Here is a 15,718-nt window from a genome sequence, read left to right as displayed (position 1 = left end):
CGACTTACTGTCATTTTCACCCGTTGCGATGTTTCATCCCATGGATTTCAACAGGCTAAGCGCTTATTTTCAGTACCGAAGGCAATTGAGGCATCGATATGAAGCAGATTGAAGTGGCCGTTATCGGCGGTGGGCTCGCCGGCATGATCACGGCGTTCGCGCTGGCGCGCGGCGGAAGATCCGTCGCCCTTGTGGCCGCGCCGCACAACAAAGCCGACAAGCGGACCACGGCGCTGATGGATCAATCGATCCGTTTTCTGGAGCGACTGACGCTATGGGAGAAGATCGCGCCTTCGGCGGCGGCGCTGACCACGATGCGCATCATCGACGGCACGTCACGGCTGCTGCGGGCACCGACGGTCTCGTTCCGGGCATCGGAAATCGGCCTGGATGCCTTCGGTTACAATATTCCGAATGCCGTGTTGCTGGACAACCTCAGCCAAGCCATCGAAGCGGAAGGCAATGTCAGCCGCATCGAAGCCACGGCTTCCGAAATCGCCTTCCGCGACGATGGTGTCTCGATCACGTTCGACAATGGTGATTCGATCGAAGCTGCATTCGTCGTCGGCGCGGACGGCCGCAATTCGATAGTGCGAGAGACCCTCGGAATCAAAACCAAGGGCTGGTCCTATCCGCAATCGGCAATGGTTCTGAATTTTTCACATAGCCTGCCGCATCAGAACATCTCCACGGAATTCCACACCGAAAGCGGCCCTTTTACGCAGGTGCCTCTGCCCGGCCGGCGCTCCAGCCTCGTCTGGGTTCAGAAGCCGACCGAAGCCGCTGCCAACGCGGAGAAGTCGCTCGAAGAACTGGGCCGGTTGGTCGAGGAACGCATGCAATCGATGCTCGGCCAGGTCACGATCGAGGACAGCGTGCAGGTCTGGCCGCTTTCCGGCATGACGGCCTATCGTTTCGGCAAGGGTCGCGCCGCGCTGATCGGCGAGGCAGCCCACGTCTTCCCGCCGATCGGCGCGCAGGGCCTCAATCTCAGCCTTCGCGATATCTTGGCCCTTTCGGACATTCTCTGCTCGCGCGCCGATCAGCCGATCTCGGCGACATCGGGCGACAGTTTCGATCGTAAGAGGCGCGCCGATATTGTCAGCCGCACGGCGAGTGTCGATCTCCTCAATCGCTCGCTTCTGTCGGATTTTTTACCCGTGCAGATGCTGCGGGCAGTAGGCCTGCATGTGCTTTCGGCCATCGCGCCGCTCCGCAACATCGTCATGCGCGAGGGCATCGAACCCGGCGGCGGCCTGCGCAATTTTTCCTCGGCGTTACGGGAAAAGCTGCGCCGGTAAGGCGCCCGACTTTATCAGGTAAAGCACCAGCGAAACCGTCACCACGGAACAGCCCGTGGTGATCAGGATAGTGGCGGAGGCCCGCTCCTGCCAGACGTCGTATTGCTGACCGATGACAAAGACATTCGTTGCCGTCGGCAATGCCGCCAACAACACCGCCGCCTCGATCCAGATCGGATCAAAGCCGCCGACCGCTTGTAGAACGACATAAACCAAGAGCGGATGCAGCATGAGTTTTGCCGGCACGATATAGCCGATCTCGACCGGAATCCGCTTGAGCGGACGCAGCGCGAGCGTCACGCCCATGGCAAATAGTGCGCAAGGAGCAGCAGCTTGCGCGAGATAATTGACAAATCGCTCGAAGGCGATCGGCTGATGGAGAGAAAACGCTGCCGCGACGAAACCCAGCGCGGTCGACAGGATGAAGGGGTGCAGCAGCACCTTGCGGGCGATATCCACAGCGAGCTTCGCCGACGAACGCCTGTCGGCACCTTCCAGTGCCATCAGAGCAGGTGCGACGATGAAGTGCAGCGCATTTTCGAAGCAGACGATCAGCGCCACCGGAGCAGCCGCCTTTTCGCCCAGCGCCAGCAGCGCAAGCCCCGGCCCCATGTAACCGATGTTGCCATAGGCTCCCGCAAAGCCCTGGATAGTGCTGTCGGCAACCGAATTGCGACGCAGGAAACGGCCGATCAGAAACAGCAGCAGGAAAATCGAGTAAGTCGCGGCGATATCGGTGGCGATGAAGTCGATCCGCGTCAGCTCGTCGATCGGTGTTTGCGACACGAGCTTGAAAAACAGCGCCGGCAGCGCGGCATAGATGATGAACGTGTTCAACCAGCCGAGCGTCTCGGCCGGCTGCTTCGTAACGCGTGCAGCGACGTAGCCGACCAGGATCAGCCCGAAGAACGGCAGCAACAGACCAACGATATCAGCCATGGGGGTCAGCCATCGGGCATGTTCCATTTGCCGAGAAGAACGAGAGGCGAAAATATCGCCCGACTTAGCCGATTTTCATCAGGATCGGAAAGGTCTGCTGAAACCAGATCGCCATGTCGCTGATATAGCCGAAGATGAAGGCGAGACCGGTGAGCACCAGAAGCCCGCCCATGATCCGTTCGACCGTGCCGAGATGACGGCGGAAACGGGAGAGAAAGCGCATAAAGGCGCCCGAAAAGCCGGCGGCGATCCAGAAGGGAATGGCAAGCCCGAGCGAATAGACGGCGAGCAGGCCGGCGCCCGCGCCGACCGTTTCGCGCGATGCGGCAATGCCGAGGATGGCGCCGAGCACCGGGCCGATGCAGGGCGTCCAGCCGAAGGCGAAGGCAAGGCCCATGATATAGGCGCCCGTCAGCGTCGCCGGCTTGCCGCCGCTCTGGAAGCGCGCCTCCCGGGCCAGAAGGCCGATGCGGAAGACACCGAGGAAGTTCAACCCCATGATGACGATGATCAAACCGCCGATCTTGGCGAGAATATCGAGATGCTGGCGCAGAAGCATGCCGATCGAGGACGCACCGGCGCCGAGCGCGATGAATACTGTGGCAAACCCCAGCGTGAAGAACAGCGCCGACATCAACACATTGCCGCGGATGCCCGGTGCCTGAGCGACGGCCACTCCGCCGCCGCGAAACTGCTCGACCGAAATTCCCGCCATGTAACAGAGATAAGGCGGCACGAGCGGCAGCACGCAGGGTGAAAGAAACGAAAGCGCTCCGGCGACCAAAGCACTCAGAAGCGAAATATCGGCAAGCGACACGATGGACTCCGGCTATGTCATTCCGGCTCCCTTCCTAACGACGCGGGTGCCGGAAAGCCAATCACCTTTTCGAGCGAGCTTGCCGTCGTGCCTTAAAGTTGACGGAATTGGGATAGCTGCAGCCAGGCGCAAAACCCCGATTTTCCCCGGTTTTCCGGGCCCAACCAGGAGTCGCGAAGCTATGCGATGAGCGAATTGCATTTGTAAAAATATTGGTTCAAGCTGTTGAAGTTCGTCGAACAACGCACATTCCACTCAAGCTAGTCAGCGGAGGAAAAGCCCCCATGAGAATTGCTACTATGTTCACGACTGCAGCCTTTGTCGCACTCTTCAGCGTAAGCGCGATGGCACAAACGGCCACCACCCCCAGCACCACGACAACGACCACGCCGAGTGCAACGACGTCGACGCCATCGACGACCAATACGATGAAGCCAAAGGCAGCGAAGCCTGCCCAAACTGCCGTTTCCAAGGCATGTTCGGCCCAGGCCGATGCGAAGGGCCTGCATGGAAAGGCGCGCGCCAAATTCCGAAGCGATTGCAAGAAGAACGGCGGCAAGGCCTAGACTTTTTCACTCTGAAATCGCGGTCAACTTTACCATCCAGCTGGCGGTAAAGTTGACCGCGACCGGTTCGTTACTCTCACGCAAAATTCAGATGAAATGCCAGGCCTCGGCGAAAAATCGCGTCAGCCGGATTTGAATTTCGTTCGATCGTTCAGATGGCCACCAAATGTATGAGCGGTAGTTATCGCTCATGCATCTCTCGGTTTACGCTCCTTTGTCACCGGATCGGTCTTGCCCTCCGCAAGCCTATTTCTGGGATCGGCAACGACTGAAGCTCCATCCTTTTCCCTATTCATTCGATCGCTCTTATGCGCCTTGCTGTGCTGTATCTTTGCCAGCGCTTGCTTCTTCTCACGTTCGCCATTCGATTCATCTCGATCCTGTGCCAAGGCGTGCCTCCTTTTTGTTAAAGAGGGAACTCACCTGATGAAATTAGGTTCCGAACGAAGGCACGACACGATTATGCTCAGCGGTCCCTATCCCACTAACCAGCGGATTTGTTGTCTTCGAATTAGGCAAATGCCGCTTCGCTGTACTTTTAGCGACATATAATATAATAATGCGACGACAGGCGTGAAACGAATCTTGAATTCCATCCGTTTAAGCTTCGCTGCCATGTGAGGAATGCTGATCATGACGTCGATCGAAAGAAAGAAGCTCGCGCGGCTTGTTATGCTCAAATTGCTGCCGATCTTCGCTGGGCTGACGGCGGTCGCAGTCGTTGCGCTCTCAACAATTGCGTAAGTACCGGTCACGACCTCCGCGGAGGCGAGCGCGGTAATAACGTTATCGGGATCTCGAATCTTGCTGCTCGATATTTCGCCTGCCCAACGTCAGGAACAGTCGGTGCTGTCGACCGAAAACGAATAGTCCCTGCCCTTCAGCTGATAGATGTAATTCGCCAAAGATGCTTCGCCGGAACTGAATTTCGGCAGCAGGAAGTCGCAGAGATCGGTAAGCTGCGCGGATTTGACGAGAGGCGAATCGAAATCGTCATCATCGTCATCGAGATCGTAGAAATAGCTATAGATGTGATCGCTGAGGTCTATCTTCGTCAGCGTGGTTTTCTGGTCGATCTTCTTAGGCAAATCCTTGTTGGCGAAGATCACCGGATAACGATCGGAGAGGTAGGGGATCACAAGCCGCTCGGTCGCGGGCGCGGTGATCGCGATTCCGAGAAGCGGCAGCACTCTCAAGGCTATAGAAAACCTCCTGCCCGCGATCAGCCCGGCCAAAAGGCCCAAGGATACCAGCAACCCGCAAACGATTGCATAAATCTCCCACAGAGACAGCTCTGCCACGAATTCCATCATTCGCCCGTCGTCTTCACCAACAGTCTTATTGATGAAGCTATGATACTATGAAATCGAGATTCGTCACCAGCCAATTCGGACCAAACGTCATCAACAACCTGTGCGTTCCGGTTGACGGACGAAAGCGCGATGCGAACCGAGGCAAGACAATCGATGAGATTCAGCAATCAAAAACATCTGCGAAGGTTGCCGGGTTGTGTGCGGCCTTCGGGTAGGCTCATGATCGTTCTAATGAACCAGCTTCGCAACCTGGGGGACGGTTTGCATCGCGCTCTCGTGCCGTCCGGAAGTCAATCCGATGATGACCGCAACCGCAGCGACCATTATGTAAATAATGGTGCCTTTGGGCTTTCGGTCCGATAAGCAACGCCTTGTCGACTCTAATGAACGCGGATGGTCAGACATCTTGATCCTTTGGTATTTAAGAGCGCTCATTTAGTGGATCAGCGAGCTCAGTTAAATATCTCGATTCGCGCATCTCCCCTGCAGGCAGCGAATACCGGGTTGTTCTTGTGTCTGGGTTGCTCGGTAGAAATATGGCTCTTCCTGTGTGTGCCGCATCTTGGCCAGGTACCTGGTCTAGGTAACGGCGATATCACTGGAAAATCGAGTAATACAAAAATCCGCACCTTCGCCTAAGGGCGTTTGGCGACCTATCTCTCCGGGCTGGACAAAGAAACGATGGTGAGAGCGATGGGATTCGAACCCATGACCTACTGATTAAAAGTCAGTTGCTCTACCGACTGAGCTACGCTCTCCCTCTCCGCTGGCAGAAGCTGCCCCGGCTGGAAGTGCGCGGAACATATGCAGACGCCTTATTGTGGTCAACCCATAAAATTGCGGTTGTCAGTGGCCGAGGATGCTTTTCCTCACCTCACTACCACGAAACGACGCCATAGGCCGAAGAAGCCGCCCGTTCTTCAGGAAAATCAGAATTCCGGCGCCAGCGACGAATGAGCTGCGGCAAGACAATCGATTCTCAGAGACCCAAACAACCGTAACAATTTCCCTTAATAATCAGGGTTGCAATGAACGGATCAATCGGCTCGCCATGCGCAACAGTTGGGGTGCGAATCGTTTTTGGTGTATATCAGCTATTGTTAACAACCTGTCGGGCCCTCAGGAGGTTCTTTTATGGAAGACGCAAACGTAGGTTGGATTGCAGCAATTATCATCGGCGGTTTGGCTGGCTGGTTCGCCGAGATGATCATGAAGAGCAACACCGGCATCATCATGAACATCATCCTCGGCATTGTTGGCGCGCTCGTCGCCAGCTGGCTGTTTCGTGCCCTCGGCATCGCGCTGCCGTTTCATGTATGGCTGAACTATCTGGTCACTGGCTTCATCGGCGCCTGCATTCTCATTTTCATCGGGCGATTGATCAGGCGATAGCAGCGTATCGGGCTGCATACGCCCGAATTGGGAAGAGGAAAAAAGGGAAGGCGGAGCAAATCGCCTTCCCTTTTTTGTTGCGTGAGCCCGGCGAAAGGCTGCCTTTAGCGGAGGCAACGCGACTTTCAAGGTCTTTTCAAGCTCCAGCTTGGCGCTATCTATCGGATGAGGAACCGAAAGGAGGTTGGAAAGATGATAGAAAACGCCAATCGGACAACCGCCCGCAAAGTCATCCGCGGCCGCCCATACAGCATTGCCGAGTTTGCACGGAAGTACCGTCTCGATGATGCGGAGGCAAAACGCCTTTTCTACAAGTTCGGCCCGTCGTCCACCGAGCTGGACCTTCTCATGGCCGCCAAACGAAGACCGCCCACCCTTGCCACTGCAATCGGCCAATAACGACGCGGCTCCTTTGCTCCACTTGCGAAATATCCGGAAATCGTCGGCCCCTGGGAACGACGATTTCCGGTAAGGCGATTTGAACGCGCCGCCGAGCCGGCCTTGTTGACGTGTCGCGACCGTTGCCTTCGACGAGGCCAGATGACACTGTGTGCTCTCACGCATAAGCCGGACATGATTTCGGATGCAGAATTCGCTCAGCCATCTTGCCTATCTCGCGCTGGAATATGCGATCGTGTCGCTTGAGTTGAAGCCAGGCGACCTTGTGACCGAAAAACAGCTGATCGAGATGGCGGGACACGGACGGACGCCGGTGCGCGAGGCCATTCAGAAGCTTGCCTGGCAGGGATTGATCCATGTGCGCCCGCGCGTCGGCCTGCAAATCGCGGAAATTCGCCCGGAAGATCATCAATATGTCATGCAGGTGCGACGCGAACTCGAACCGATTGCCGCCGCGCTCGCCGCCACCTATGCCGATCCGCAGCAGCGGGAGCGATTGCGCGAATGCGCCCGACGGATGGCGGAATGCGCCGGTACCGGCGACCTGCCCGGTTTTTTCGCCGCCGACAAGACATTCGATGAAATTCTGGAAGCCGCCTGCCCCAACAACTTCATCACGGCAGCGCTCGCCCCAGTGCAAACACATGCGCGCCGGCTATGGTATTCGACTGGAACGCATGACCGCATGGGCGGCGCGATCACCATGCATGTTCAGGCGATAGACGCCATCCGCGGCGGCGATGCGGACAAGGCGCGCACAGCCATGGCTGCACTTATCGATTATCTCAACAACGCATGAAAAAGGCGGCCCCGTTGCCGAAACCGCCTTTCATTTAGCATTGGAATAATTTGCTTAACCGACGAAAGCGCGTTCGATGACGAACTCGGCCGGCTTGTTGTTGGCACCTTCGTTCAGGCCGGCCTTTTCGAGCAGGACCTTGGTGTCCTTCAGCATGGCGGAGGAGCCGCAGATCATGCCGCGATCGATCACGGGATCCAGCGGCGGTACGCCGAGGTCGCTGAAAAGCTTGCCGTTTTCGATGAGATCGGTGATGCGGCCCTTGAAGGGGAATTCCTCGCGGGTGACGGTCGCGTAGTGGCGCAGCTTATCGCCGACGACTTCGCTAAGGATCTCGTCATTGCGGATTTCCTCGACAAGATCGAAGCCGTATTTCAGCTCGGCAACATCGCGCGTCGTGTGGGTGAGGATGACTTCCTCGAATTTTTCATAGGTTTCCGGATCGCGGATAAGGCTCGCAAACGGCGCAACTCCGGTGCCGGTCGAGAACATATAGAGCCGACGGCCGGGCGTCAGCGCATCCAGAACCAGCGTGCCCGTCGGCTTCTTGCGCATCAGCACTTCGTCGCCGGGCTTGATGTTCTGCAGGTGCGAGGTCAGCGGACCGTCCGGCACCTTGATGGAAAAGAATTCAAGCTCATCGGCCCAGGCGGGGCTCGCGATCGAATAGGCGCGATAAAGCGGCTTCCCCTCGACCATGAGGCCGATCATGGCGAACTCGCCCGAGCGGAAACGGAAGCCCTGCGGCCGGGTCATGGTGAAGCGAAAGAGCCGGTCGGTATAATGCGTGACGCTCAGCACCTTCTCGGCGAAGACGCCGGCGGGTACTGCTGAAGCAAATTCATCTGTCTTTGCGGGGGCGTTCATTCTGTCTCGAATCCCGTATTAGTCTTACGCGTTCTTCCTGGGCACGTATTCCCTGGCAGGCTCATTTCGCGACGCTGATATAACAATATAGCCGGTTTTGAAAGGCATTCCATTCCAACCGACGTTACGGGACTGAAATATGCCTATTCCAGTCAAGTTTCCATATCACCGAACGTACATAATTCGAAAGGCTTGAATACGGCAATCCGACGCTGTCAAATTGCCGCAACGGCCGCCTTTCGACATCAGGCCGACTTTGCCGGCAATCGCCGCCAGCTATAGGCCTGCCCGCCTTCTGCGCGGCGCGCGGTCGGCTGATAGTAATGCGGAATGCCCGGAAGGCGGTTCTCCGCCAATCTCTTCAGTGCGGTTTCATTCGTCACCGAGAAACTATCAATGCCGACGCGCAGCATCAACGGAATCTGGTCGATCAGCACGTCGCCGACAGCACGCAGCTCATTGGCGTAGCCGAGGCGTTGGCGCAGCAGCGAGGCATGGCTGAAGGCACGACCATCATTGAAGGCTGGAAAGGCAACCGCGACGATATCGAGACGGTCGAGATAGGGCTGCAGCCGTGTCACGTCGTCGGCTGGCTTGATGACGACGCCGAGGCCGGCCTCATTGCTCTCTTCCGCCTTTGCGATCAACGCATCGAGGCCGAGCAGCGGCTTCTGCGCCTCGGTTGCCTTGACCTCGTCAGTTTCGATGACCCACGGATCATGCTCCACGAAGCCTGTTTCACGCCAGATCTTGGTCATGGTCAATCTCCTTACGCTGCTTCGGCTGCCGACGAGGACGCGCCGTAGAGCGCGGTCTTGAACGGCTGCGGCCCGACGCGGCGATAAGCGGCGAGGAAGGTTTCGGAGGGATCCAGACGAAGACCGAGATAGGTGTCGACGATGGTCTCGATGGCGTCGGTCACCTTGTCGGGCTCGAAGCCGCGACCGATGATCTCGCCGATCGAGGTATTTTCGTCGCCGGAGCCGCCGAGCGTGATCTGATAGAGTTCCGCACCCTTCTTCTCGACCCCAAGCAAGCCAATATGACCGACATGATGATGGCCACAGGCATTGATGCAGCCGGAAATCTTGATCTTCAGCTCGCCGATCTCCGCCTGGCGCTCGGGCGAACCGAAACGCGTAGAGATTTCCTGCGCAACCGGAATGGAGCGCGCATTGGCAAGTGCGCAATAGTCGAGACCGGGACAGGCGATGATATCCGTAATCAGGCCGGCATTGGCCGTCTCCAGGCCGATAGCGACGAGGCCGCGATAGACGGCTTCGAGATCTGCCAGTGCAACATGCGGCAGGATAAGGTTCTGCTCATGGCTGACACGGATTTCGTCGAAGGCATATTCCTCGGCGATATCGGCGACAGCCTCCATCTGAACATCCGTCGCGTCGCCCGGAATACCGCCGATCGGCTTCAGCGAGATTGTCACCATGCCGTAATCGGGGTTCTTGTGCGGCTGGACATTCTGTTGCACCCAGCGGGCAAAGGCCGGATCGGCCTTCTTCCAGCGCGCCAGGCTTTCCCAGCCTTCAGGGCGCTGCGGCAGCGCCGGCGGCGCGAAATAGGCCGAGATGGCCTGGACATCGGCTTCCGGCAGCTTCAGCTCGGTGTCTCGCAGCTTGTCGAACTCGACTTCGACCTGGCGTGCCAGTTCCTCGGCGCCCGTTTCATGCACGAGAATCTTGATGCGCGCCTTGTACTTATTGTCGCGGCGGCCATGCAAATTATAAACGCGCATGATGGCGGTGATGTAAGAAAGAAGATCCGCTTCCGGCAAATAGTCACGGATCAGCTTGGCAACCAGCGGCGTCCGCCCCTGCCCGCCGCCGACATAGACAGCAAAACCGATCTCGCCCTTGTCGTTTTTCTTCAGATGCAGGCCGACATCATGCACCTGAATAGCGGCACGGTCGCGCTCGGCGCCGGTGACGGCAATCTTGAACTTACGCGGCAGGAAGGAGAACTCCGGATGAACGGAAGACCATTGGCGCAGGATTTCGGCATAGGGCCTGGGATCGGCGACTTCGTCGGCCGCGGCGCCGGCAAAATGATCGGCCGTCACGTTGCGAATGCAATTGCCCGAGGTCTGGATCGCGTGCATCTCGACAGAAGCAAGATCGGCCAGTGCATCCGGCATCTCGGAAAGCTTCGGCCAGTTGAACTGCAGGTTCTGACGCGTGGTGAAGTGGCCATAGCCGCGGTCATAGGTGCGGGCGACGTGGGCGAGCATGCGCATCTGGCGCGAGCTCAGCGTGCCATAGGGGATGGCGATGCGCAGCATGTAAGCATGCAGCTGCAGATAGACGCCGTTCATCAGGCGCAGCGGCTTGAACGCATCTTCCGAAAGCTCACCCGAGAGGCGTCGCTCCACCTGATCGCGGAACTGGCCAACCCGTTCCGCAACAAAGGCGTGGTCGAATTCATCGTAACGATACATGACTTCCTCGGGACTTCTCAGACTGCAATGAAATCGGGATCGGCCGCAGCATAGCCGGGCGCGTATTCCATGGTGGGGCCTTCGGCGCGGATGCGCTCGCGCAGGCGCAGCGGCCAAAGCTTGCCGCCCGTTTCCTGCACGTCGATAAGATTGACGTCGACGACCTTGTTGTCAGCATAGGCCTGCTTGCCGATCGCTTCCAGCGCGGCTTCCGCTTCGGCATGCCGAGCGACCAGCGCCTCCTGCAGCGATGTCACCCACTCGCCATTTGCATTGAGCCAGACGGCGACGCCATCGGTGAGCCGGTTTGCGGTCAGAACCTTGTCGACCATCAATCAGTTCCTTGCATAGTCTTGAGCAGCGGTCTCGCGGCGGACCAGCGGCTCGGATTGTTCAAAATTCGCACCGGCGACGGCGTCGCCGATAATGACCATGACCGGCCCACCCAGCTCATCGCGGTGTTCGAGATCGGGTAGATCCCGCAGGATGCCGTGCATCAAGCGGCGATCGCGCCGGCTGGCATTCTCGATGATGGCAACGGTCGTCTCGGGCGGCAGTCCGGCTTGCATCAGACGGCCGGCGACGGAAGCGGCAACCGTCCGTCCCATATACACCGCAATCGTGGCGCCGGATACGGCCAAACTGGCCCAATCGGGCAGCACATCGCCCGTGAGATCGTGACCCGTTGTAAAGACCAGCGACGAGGCGACGCCACGCAGCGTCAGCGGCAATTCGAAATCGGCAGCAGCGGCAAAGGCCGAGGTGATGCCGGGAACAATCTCATAGCCGATACCGGCGGCGCGCAGAGCCGCCATTTCCTCGCCGGCACGGCCGTAAACCAGCGGATCGCCCGATTTCAGCCGCACGACGCGCTTGCCTTCGCGGCCCAGCTGCACCAGCAGATCGTTGATCTCTTCCTGCGACTTGCTATGGCATCCCTTGCGCTTGCCGACGGAGAGGCGCTCCGCGTCGCGACGTCCCATATCGACGATCGCCTGCGGCACCAGCGCGTCATAGACGATGACATCGGCTTCCATCATCACGCGCTGCGCCCGCAGCGTCAGCAGATCTTCGGCGCCCGGGCCGGCACCGACCAGCCAGACGCGGCCCTCGACATCGCGGGACGACCGCAGCAGTTCATCGGCTGCTTGCTCCGCCTGCGCGACATGACCGGCATTGACGGCATCAGCGACCGGTCCGGAAAAGAACTGCCGCCAGAAGATGCGGCGAGCGACGCCACGCGGCACAAGACGCTCGACCGGCTTGCGATAGCGCGTGGCCAGCTCCGCCAGTTTGCCGAGCGACGGCGACAACATCTGGTCGATCTGCGCGCGGATCATCTGCGCCAGCACAGGTCCGGCACCCTCGGTGCCGATGGCGACGGCAACAGGCGCACGATTGACCAGCGCTGGCGTATAGAAATCGCAATAGTCGGGCTGATCGACGGCGTTTGCCGGAATTCGCTCGGCGCGAGCCGCATCGACGATCGCGCGATCTGCTTCGGCATCACCAGTGGCGGCAAAGACGAGCGTCGCGCCCTTGACCTGATCGGGTGAAAAATCGCCACGTACGGTTTCGATGCGGTTTGCGATGAGGAAAGCGTGATAGTCAGCCTCGGGCACCGACGCAAAGGCAACGACTTTCGCCTGCGTGTTCAAAAGCAGTCGCACCTTGGCAAAGGCCTCGTCGCCATTGCCGAAGACAGCCGCCACCCTTCCTTCCACGCGGAAGAAAGCGGGAAACACTGAAAGCTGTTCAGTCCTGGGAGGCATCATGGTTCCACTTCGAGATTTGGCGAATATCGCCCCTGCGGCCAAGAGATTGAAGAAACAGAAATTCTAATGCCCATGCATGCGCGTATTCTTTTGCTCGACATGACAAGGATTTGAGCAAAACTCACCAGGCGAGCAGATTGCAATAAGCCTATAAAATCTATAGAGTTTTATGACTCAGCGCCGTTGCCGAGCTGCTTTATTGCTTGTGGCAAACATAGTCTTTAAGTTATTTACGCATACCGCCGCATTTGCAATCCCGATAGACTGCAGCGAAAATCGTTGGAGAAAACCTTTGTCTGACAATAGCATCGCTGCACGCCTTCTCAACGTCGTCGAGCATGACATTCTGCCCCTGACCCGCAAAGGCGTCGCGGCCGGCAACAAGGTTTTCGGCGCGGCCATCCTGCGAAAGCCCGATCTATCGCTCGTCATTGCGGAAACCAACAATGAATTGGAAAATCCGCTCTGGCATGGCGAGGTTCACACCCTGAAGCGCTTCTACGAACTCGGCGAGAAGCCCGCGACCAAGGGTTTGATCTTTCTGTCGACCCATGAGCCCTGCACCATGTGCATGTCGGCGATCACCTGGGCCGGTTTCGACAATTTCTACTATTTCTTCAGCCACGAGGACTCCCGGGATGCCTTTGCGATCCCGCATGATCTCAAGATCCTAAAAGAAGTCTTCGGCCTGGAGCCGGGTGGCTATCGCCGCCAAAACGCATTCTGGAACAGCTTTGCCATTTCCGACCTCGTGGAGACGGAAGACGATCCACGCAAAGGCGAGCTGAAGGACCAGACCGCGCGCATCAAGCGGGCCTATGCGGATCTCTCCGACAACTACCAGGCGTCGAAGAGCAGTAACGACATCCCTTTGAATTGACAGAGCAAGACCCGAGGCAATGATGGAAGCATCGCGAGACATAAACGGCCTGATCGACATCATGGCGGCGCTGCGAAACCCCGAAAGCGGCTGCCCTTGGGATATTGTCCAGACCTTCGAGACCATCAAGCCCTATACTATTGAAGAGGCCTATGAAGTCGCGGATGCGATCGAGCGCAAGGATACGGACGATCTCTGCGACGAGCTCGGCGATCTCTTGCTACAGGTCGTTTTCCATTCCCGGATCGCCGAGGAGGCCGGCGCGTTTTCCTTCGGCGATGTCGTCCACGCCATCTCCCGCAAGATGATCCGCCGCCATCCGCATGTCTTTGCCGTCTCCGATGCCAAGACCGAGGACGCGGTGACGCTGCAATGGGATCGGATCAAGGCCGAGGAGAAGCGGGAACGCGCCGAACGCCGCGCCAAGAGCGGTATCATTGAAGATCTCAAGGCCGGTTTCCTGGGTTCGGTGCAGCGGACTTTCCCTGCCCTGACCGAAGCCTTGAAACTGCAGGAGCGCGCCGCCAAGGTGGGTTTCGATTGGTCTGCGCCGGAGCCGATCCTCGACAAGATCGAGGAGGAAATCGGCGAATTGCGGGCAGCACTTGCAAGCGGCGACAAGGCCAAGGTCAGCGACGAACTCGGCGATCTGATCTTTGCTGTAGTCAATATCGGCCGGCATGTGAAGGCCGATCCGGAGCAGGCTTTGCGCGGCACAAACACCAAGTTCCGCCGCCGCTTCCATCACATCGAAACGACGCTCGAGGCTGAAGGCGAGACGTTGGAAGGCGCCTCGCTGGAGCGGATGGAAGAGATCTGGCAGTCGGCTAAAGCCATCGAGCGGCAGCTTGCCGGAGTCAAAACGGCGTAAAAACGCCTATTCCCAGTCTTCGCGCTGCGGCTTCGGGCCATTGCCCATGCGCCGCTCCAATTCAGCCGCTTCAGCCTCGGTCAATCGGACGTCGAGCGTCACCGTACCGTCCTCATTGTCCTCGCGGTTATCGACGATGGCGTGATTGTAAAGCCAGGGCAGCAGCGGCAGTTTTTTGACCGGCAGCGTGATCGTCGTTTCCGTCAGCACGCCGGAAAGACGCCGGCTGATTTCATCCATCAGACGATCAACGCCCTCGCCTGTTATCGCTGAGACCGCAATGACGTTTTCAGCAGTCGACGCCTTCTGGACGATGGCGTCATGCGCTTCCGGCTCCAGGCGGTCGATCTTGTTCCAGACCTCAAGAATGCGCTCGGCGCCTTCGGCCTCGCCAATGCCGAGATCGCCGAGAATGCGCATGACATCTGCACTCTGGGCCTGATTGTCGTCATCCGAGAGATCCCGGACATGCAGAATCAGGTCGGCTTCCAGCACCTCTTCCAGCGTTGCGCGAAACGCGGCCACCAGGTGAGTCGGCAGATCGGAGATGAAGCCGACGGTATCTGAAAGAATGACCGTGCGGCCATGCGGCAGCTTCATGCGGCGCAGCGTCGGATCGAGCGTCGCAAACAGCATGTCTTCCGCCAGCACGCCGGCGCCGGTAATGCGATTGAACAGCGTCGACTTGCCGGCATTGGTATAGCCGACCAGAGCCACGATCGGATGCGGCACCTTCTTTCGTTTGGCGCGATGAAGCTGACGGGTGCGAACCACCTGTTCCAGTTCGCGCTCCAACCGGATGATCCGCTCTTGCAGCATGCGACGGTCGGCTTCGATCTGGGTTTCACCCGGGCCGCCCATGAAGCCGGCACCGCCGCGCTGGCGTTCAAGGTGGGTCCAGCTTCGAACCAACCGGCCCTTCTGGTAGTTCAGATGCGCAAGCTCGACCTGCAGCGTGCCTTCCTTGGTGGAAGCGCGGCGGCCGAAGATTTCGAGAATGAGGCCGGTGCGGTCGATGACCTTGGCGTTCCATGCCTTCTCGAGATTGCGCTGCTGTACCGGCGTCAAAGGATGATCGACGATGACGAGCCCGGCGTTGAACTCGTCGAGCAACGCGAGGATTTCCTCGATCTTGCCGGTTCCAAGCAGGGTTGCCGGCCGCGGGTCGCTGATCGGAACGATTGAGCCGTTGACGACATCGAGATCGATGGCCAGCGCGAGGCCCTTGGCCTCTTCCAGCCGGCTTTCGGGTGGGCGTGAAACGGAGATGGCACTGTCGGCTTGAGCGGAACGCGCGGCACGTGCCTGTTTCAGCACAGGCACGACGACAACGGCGCGCATATCATCCCG

The 15,718-nt window shown here is 58.5% G+C and carries 16 protein-coding genes and 1 tRNA gene; 7 read left to right on the top strand and 10 right to left on the bottom strand.

The window, feature by feature from the left end; genetic code table 11:
• Positions 1-98 precede the first annotated feature (98 nt).
• Positions 99-1,301 (top strand): UbiH/UbiF family hydroxylase, encoded by a 1,203-nt coding sequence (locus tag RTCIAT899_RS08700; protein ID WP_015339850.1) that lies wholly within the window; start codon positions 99-101, stop codon positions 1,299-1,301.
• Here the strand turns inward: RTCIAT899_RS08700 and RTCIAT899_RS08695 are convergent.
• Together RTCIAT899_RS08695 and RTCIAT899_RS08690 are read right to left on the bottom strand one after the other, a co-directional pair.
• The gene (locus tag RTCIAT899_RS08695) at positions 1,278-2,240 is read right to left on the bottom strand and encodes an AEC family transporter (protein WP_015339849.1); all 963 of its coding nucleotides are present in this window, start codon (positions 2,238-2,240) and stop codon (positions 1,278-1,280) included. The genes RTCIAT899_RS08700 and RTCIAT899_RS08695 overlap by 24 nt on opposite strands.
• A gap of 64 nt (positions 2,241-2,304) precedes the next feature.
• The gene (locus RTCIAT899_RS08690) at positions 2,305-3,057 is read right to left on the bottom strand and encodes a cytochrome c biogenesis CcdA family protein (RefSeq protein WP_015339848.1); all 753 of its coding nucleotides are present in this window, start codon (positions 3,055-3,057) and stop codon (positions 2,305-2,307) included.
• 284 nt (positions 3,058-3,341) lie between these two features.
• Between RTCIAT899_RS08690 and RTCIAT899_RS08685 the strand changes: the two genes are divergently transcribed.
• Positions 3,342-3,623: a PsiF family protein gene (locus tag RTCIAT899_RS08685; RefSeq protein ID WP_041677417.1), complete on the top strand. Its 282-nt coding sequence runs from the start codon at positions 3,342-3,344 to the stop codon at positions 3,621-3,623.
• 833 nt (positions 3,624-4,456) lie between these two features.
• On the opposite strand, the gene RTCIAT899_RS08675 is transcribed toward RTCIAT899_RS08685, so the two are convergent.
• Positions 4,457-4,936, bottom strand: a complete 480-nt coding sequence (locus tag RTCIAT899_RS08675; RefSeq protein WP_015339844.1) for a hypothetical protein — start codon at positions 4,934-4,936, stop codon at positions 4,457-4,459.
• Positions 4,937-5,618: 682 nt separating this feature from the next.
• Positions 5,619-5,694: transfer RNA gene (locus tag RTCIAT899_RS08665), tRNA-Lys, on the bottom strand.
• A 376-nt stretch (positions 5,695-6,070) separates the two neighbouring features.
• On the opposite strand from RTCIAT899_RS08665, the gene RTCIAT899_RS08660 reads away from it, so the two are divergent.
• The 3 genes from RTCIAT899_RS08660 (at position 6,071) to RTCIAT899_RS08650 (ending at position 7,526) form a co-directional block, all read left to right on the top strand.
• Positions 6,071-6,328 (top strand): GlsB/YeaQ/YmgE family stress response membrane protein, encoded by a 258-nt coding sequence (locus tag RTCIAT899_RS08660; protein ID WP_015339842.1) that lies wholly within the window; start codon positions 6,071-6,073, stop codon positions 6,326-6,328.
• Positions 6,329-6,520: 192 nt separating this feature from the next.
• Complete coding sequence (locus RTCIAT899_RS08655; RefSeq protein WP_015339841.1) at positions 6,521-6,727, top strand: hypothetical protein; 207 nt, start codon at positions 6,521-6,523, stop codon at positions 6,725-6,727.
• Positions 6,728-6,911: 184 nt separating this feature from the next.
• Positions 6,912-7,526, top strand: a complete 615-nt coding sequence (locus RTCIAT899_RS08650) for a GntR family transcriptional regulator (RefSeq protein ID WP_015339840.1) — start codon at positions 6,912-6,914, stop codon at positions 7,524-7,526.
• 54 nt (positions 7,527-7,580) lie between these two features.
• Here the strand turns inward: RTCIAT899_RS08650 and RTCIAT899_RS08645 are convergent, their stop codons facing one another.
• The 5 genes from RTCIAT899_RS08645 to cysG form a co-directional block, all read right to left on the bottom strand.
• Complete coding sequence (locus RTCIAT899_RS08645) at positions 7,581-8,393, bottom strand: ferredoxin--NADP reductase (RefSeq protein ID WP_015339839.1); 813 nt, start codon at positions 8,391-8,393, stop codon at positions 7,581-7,583.
• A 245-nt stretch (positions 8,394-8,638) separates the two neighbouring features.
• Positions 8,639-9,151 carry a DUF934 domain-containing protein gene (locus RTCIAT899_RS08640; protein WP_015339838.1) on the bottom strand — a complete coding sequence of 171 codons (513 nt, stop codon included), beginning with the start codon at positions 9,149-9,151 and terminating at the stop codon, positions 8,639-8,641.
• A gap of 11 nt (positions 9,152-9,162) precedes the next feature.
• A complete protein-coding gene (locus RTCIAT899_RS08635) occupies positions 9,163-10,842 on the bottom strand; it encodes a nitrite/sulfite reductase (RefSeq protein ID WP_015339837.1) in 1,680 nt (559 codons plus the stop codon).
• 17 nt (positions 10,843-10,859) lie between these two features.
• Positions 10,860-11,174, bottom strand: a complete 315-nt coding sequence (locus tag RTCIAT899_RS08630; protein ID WP_015339836.1) for a DUF2849 domain-containing protein — start codon at positions 11,172-11,174, stop codon at positions 10,860-10,862.
• Positions 11,175-11,177: 3 nt separating this feature from the next.
• On the bottom strand, positions 11,178-12,614 hold the full coding sequence (gene cysG / locus RTCIAT899_RS08625) for a siroheme synthase CysG (RefSeq protein WP_015339835.1): 1,437 nt from the start codon (positions 12,612-12,614) through the stop codon (positions 11,178-11,180).
• A 295-nt stretch (positions 12,615-12,909) separates the two neighbouring features.
• Here cysG and RTCIAT899_RS08620 point away from each other — a divergent pair, with 295 nt between their 5' ends.
• Positions 12,910-13,497, top strand: a complete 588-nt coding sequence (locus RTCIAT899_RS08620) for a deaminase (protein WP_015339834.1) — start codon at positions 12,910-12,912, stop codon at positions 13,495-13,497.
• A gap of 22 nt (positions 13,498-13,519) precedes the next feature.
• Positions 13,520-14,368, top strand: a complete 849-nt coding sequence (gene mazG, locus RTCIAT899_RS08615) for a nucleoside triphosphate pyrophosphohydrolase (RefSeq protein WP_041677879.1) — start codon at positions 13,520-13,522, stop codon at positions 14,366-14,368.
• 6 nt (positions 14,369-14,374) lie between these two features.
• Here the strand turns inward: mazG and hflX are convergent, their stop codons facing one another.
• The gene (hflX, locus tag RTCIAT899_RS08610; RefSeq protein WP_015339832.1) at positions 14,375-15,709 is read right to left on the bottom strand and encodes a GTPase HflX; all 1,335 of its coding nucleotides are present in this window, start codon (positions 15,707-15,709) and stop codon (positions 14,375-14,377) included.
• Positions 15,710-15,718 lie beyond the last annotated feature (9 nt).

Source organism: Rhizobium tropici CIAT 899, assembly GCF_000330885.1.
Lineage (GTDB): Bacteria > Pseudomonadota > Alphaproteobacteria > Rhizobiales > Rhizobiaceae > Rhizobium > Rhizobium tropici.
This window is presented reverse-complemented; position numbering and strand designations above follow the sequence as displayed.

Excerpts from the sequence above, each read along its gene's own strand:
- RTCIAT899_RS08660 (WP_015339842.1), top strand. The coding sequence starts at position 6,071 with ATGGAAGACGCAAACGTAGGTTGGATTGCAGCAATTATCATCGGCGGT.
- RTCIAT899_RS08700 (WP_015339850.1), top strand. The coding sequence starts at position 99 with ATGAAGCAGATTGAAGTGGCCGTTATCGGCGGTGGGCTCGCCGGCATG.
- RTCIAT899_RS08640 (WP_015339838.1), bottom strand. The coding sequence starts at position 9,151 with ATGACCAAGATCTGGCGTGAAACAGGCTTCGTGGAGCATGATCCGTGG.
- cysG (WP_015339835.1), bottom strand. The coding sequence starts at position 12,614 with ATGCCTCCCAGGACTGAACAGCTTTCAGTGTTTCCCGCTTTCTTCCGC.
- mazG (WP_041677879.1), top strand. The coding sequence starts at position 13,520 with ATGGAAGCATCGCGAGACATAAACGGCCTGATCGACATCATGGCGGCG.
- RTCIAT899_RS08685 (WP_041677417.1), top strand. The coding sequence starts at position 3,342 with ATGAGAATTGCTACTATGTTCACGACTGCAGCCTTTGTCGCACTCTTC.
- RTCIAT899_RS08695 (WP_015339849.1), bottom strand. The coding sequence starts at position 2,240 with ATGGCTGATATCGTTGGTCTGTTGCTGCCGTTCTTCGGGCTGATCCTG.
- RTCIAT899_RS08675 (WP_015339844.1), bottom strand. The coding sequence starts at position 4,936 with ATGATGGAATTCGTGGCAGAGCTGTCTCTGTGGGAGATTTATGCAATC.
- RTCIAT899_RS08645 (WP_015339839.1), bottom strand. The coding sequence starts at position 8,393 with ATGAACGCCCCCGCAAAGACAGATGAATTTGCTTCAGCAGTACCCGCC.
- RTCIAT899_RS08650 (WP_015339840.1), top strand. The coding sequence starts at position 6,912 with ATGCAGAATTCGCTCAGCCATCTTGCCTATCTCGCGCTGGAATATGCG.
- RTCIAT899_RS08655 (WP_015339841.1), top strand. The coding sequence starts at position 6,521 with ATGATAGAAAACGCCAATCGGACAACCGCCCGCAAAGTCATCCGCGGC.
- hflX (WP_015339832.1), bottom strand. The coding sequence starts at position 15,709 with ATGCGCGCCGTTGTCGTCGTGCCTGTGCTGAAACAGGCACGTGCCGCG.
- RTCIAT899_RS08630 (WP_015339836.1), bottom strand. The coding sequence starts at position 11,174 with ATGGTCGACAAGGTTCTGACCGCAAACCGGCTCACCGATGGCGTCGCC.
- RTCIAT899_RS08635 (WP_015339837.1), bottom strand. The coding sequence starts at position 10,842 with ATGTATCGTTACGATGAATTCGACCACGCCTTTGTTGCGGAACGGGTT.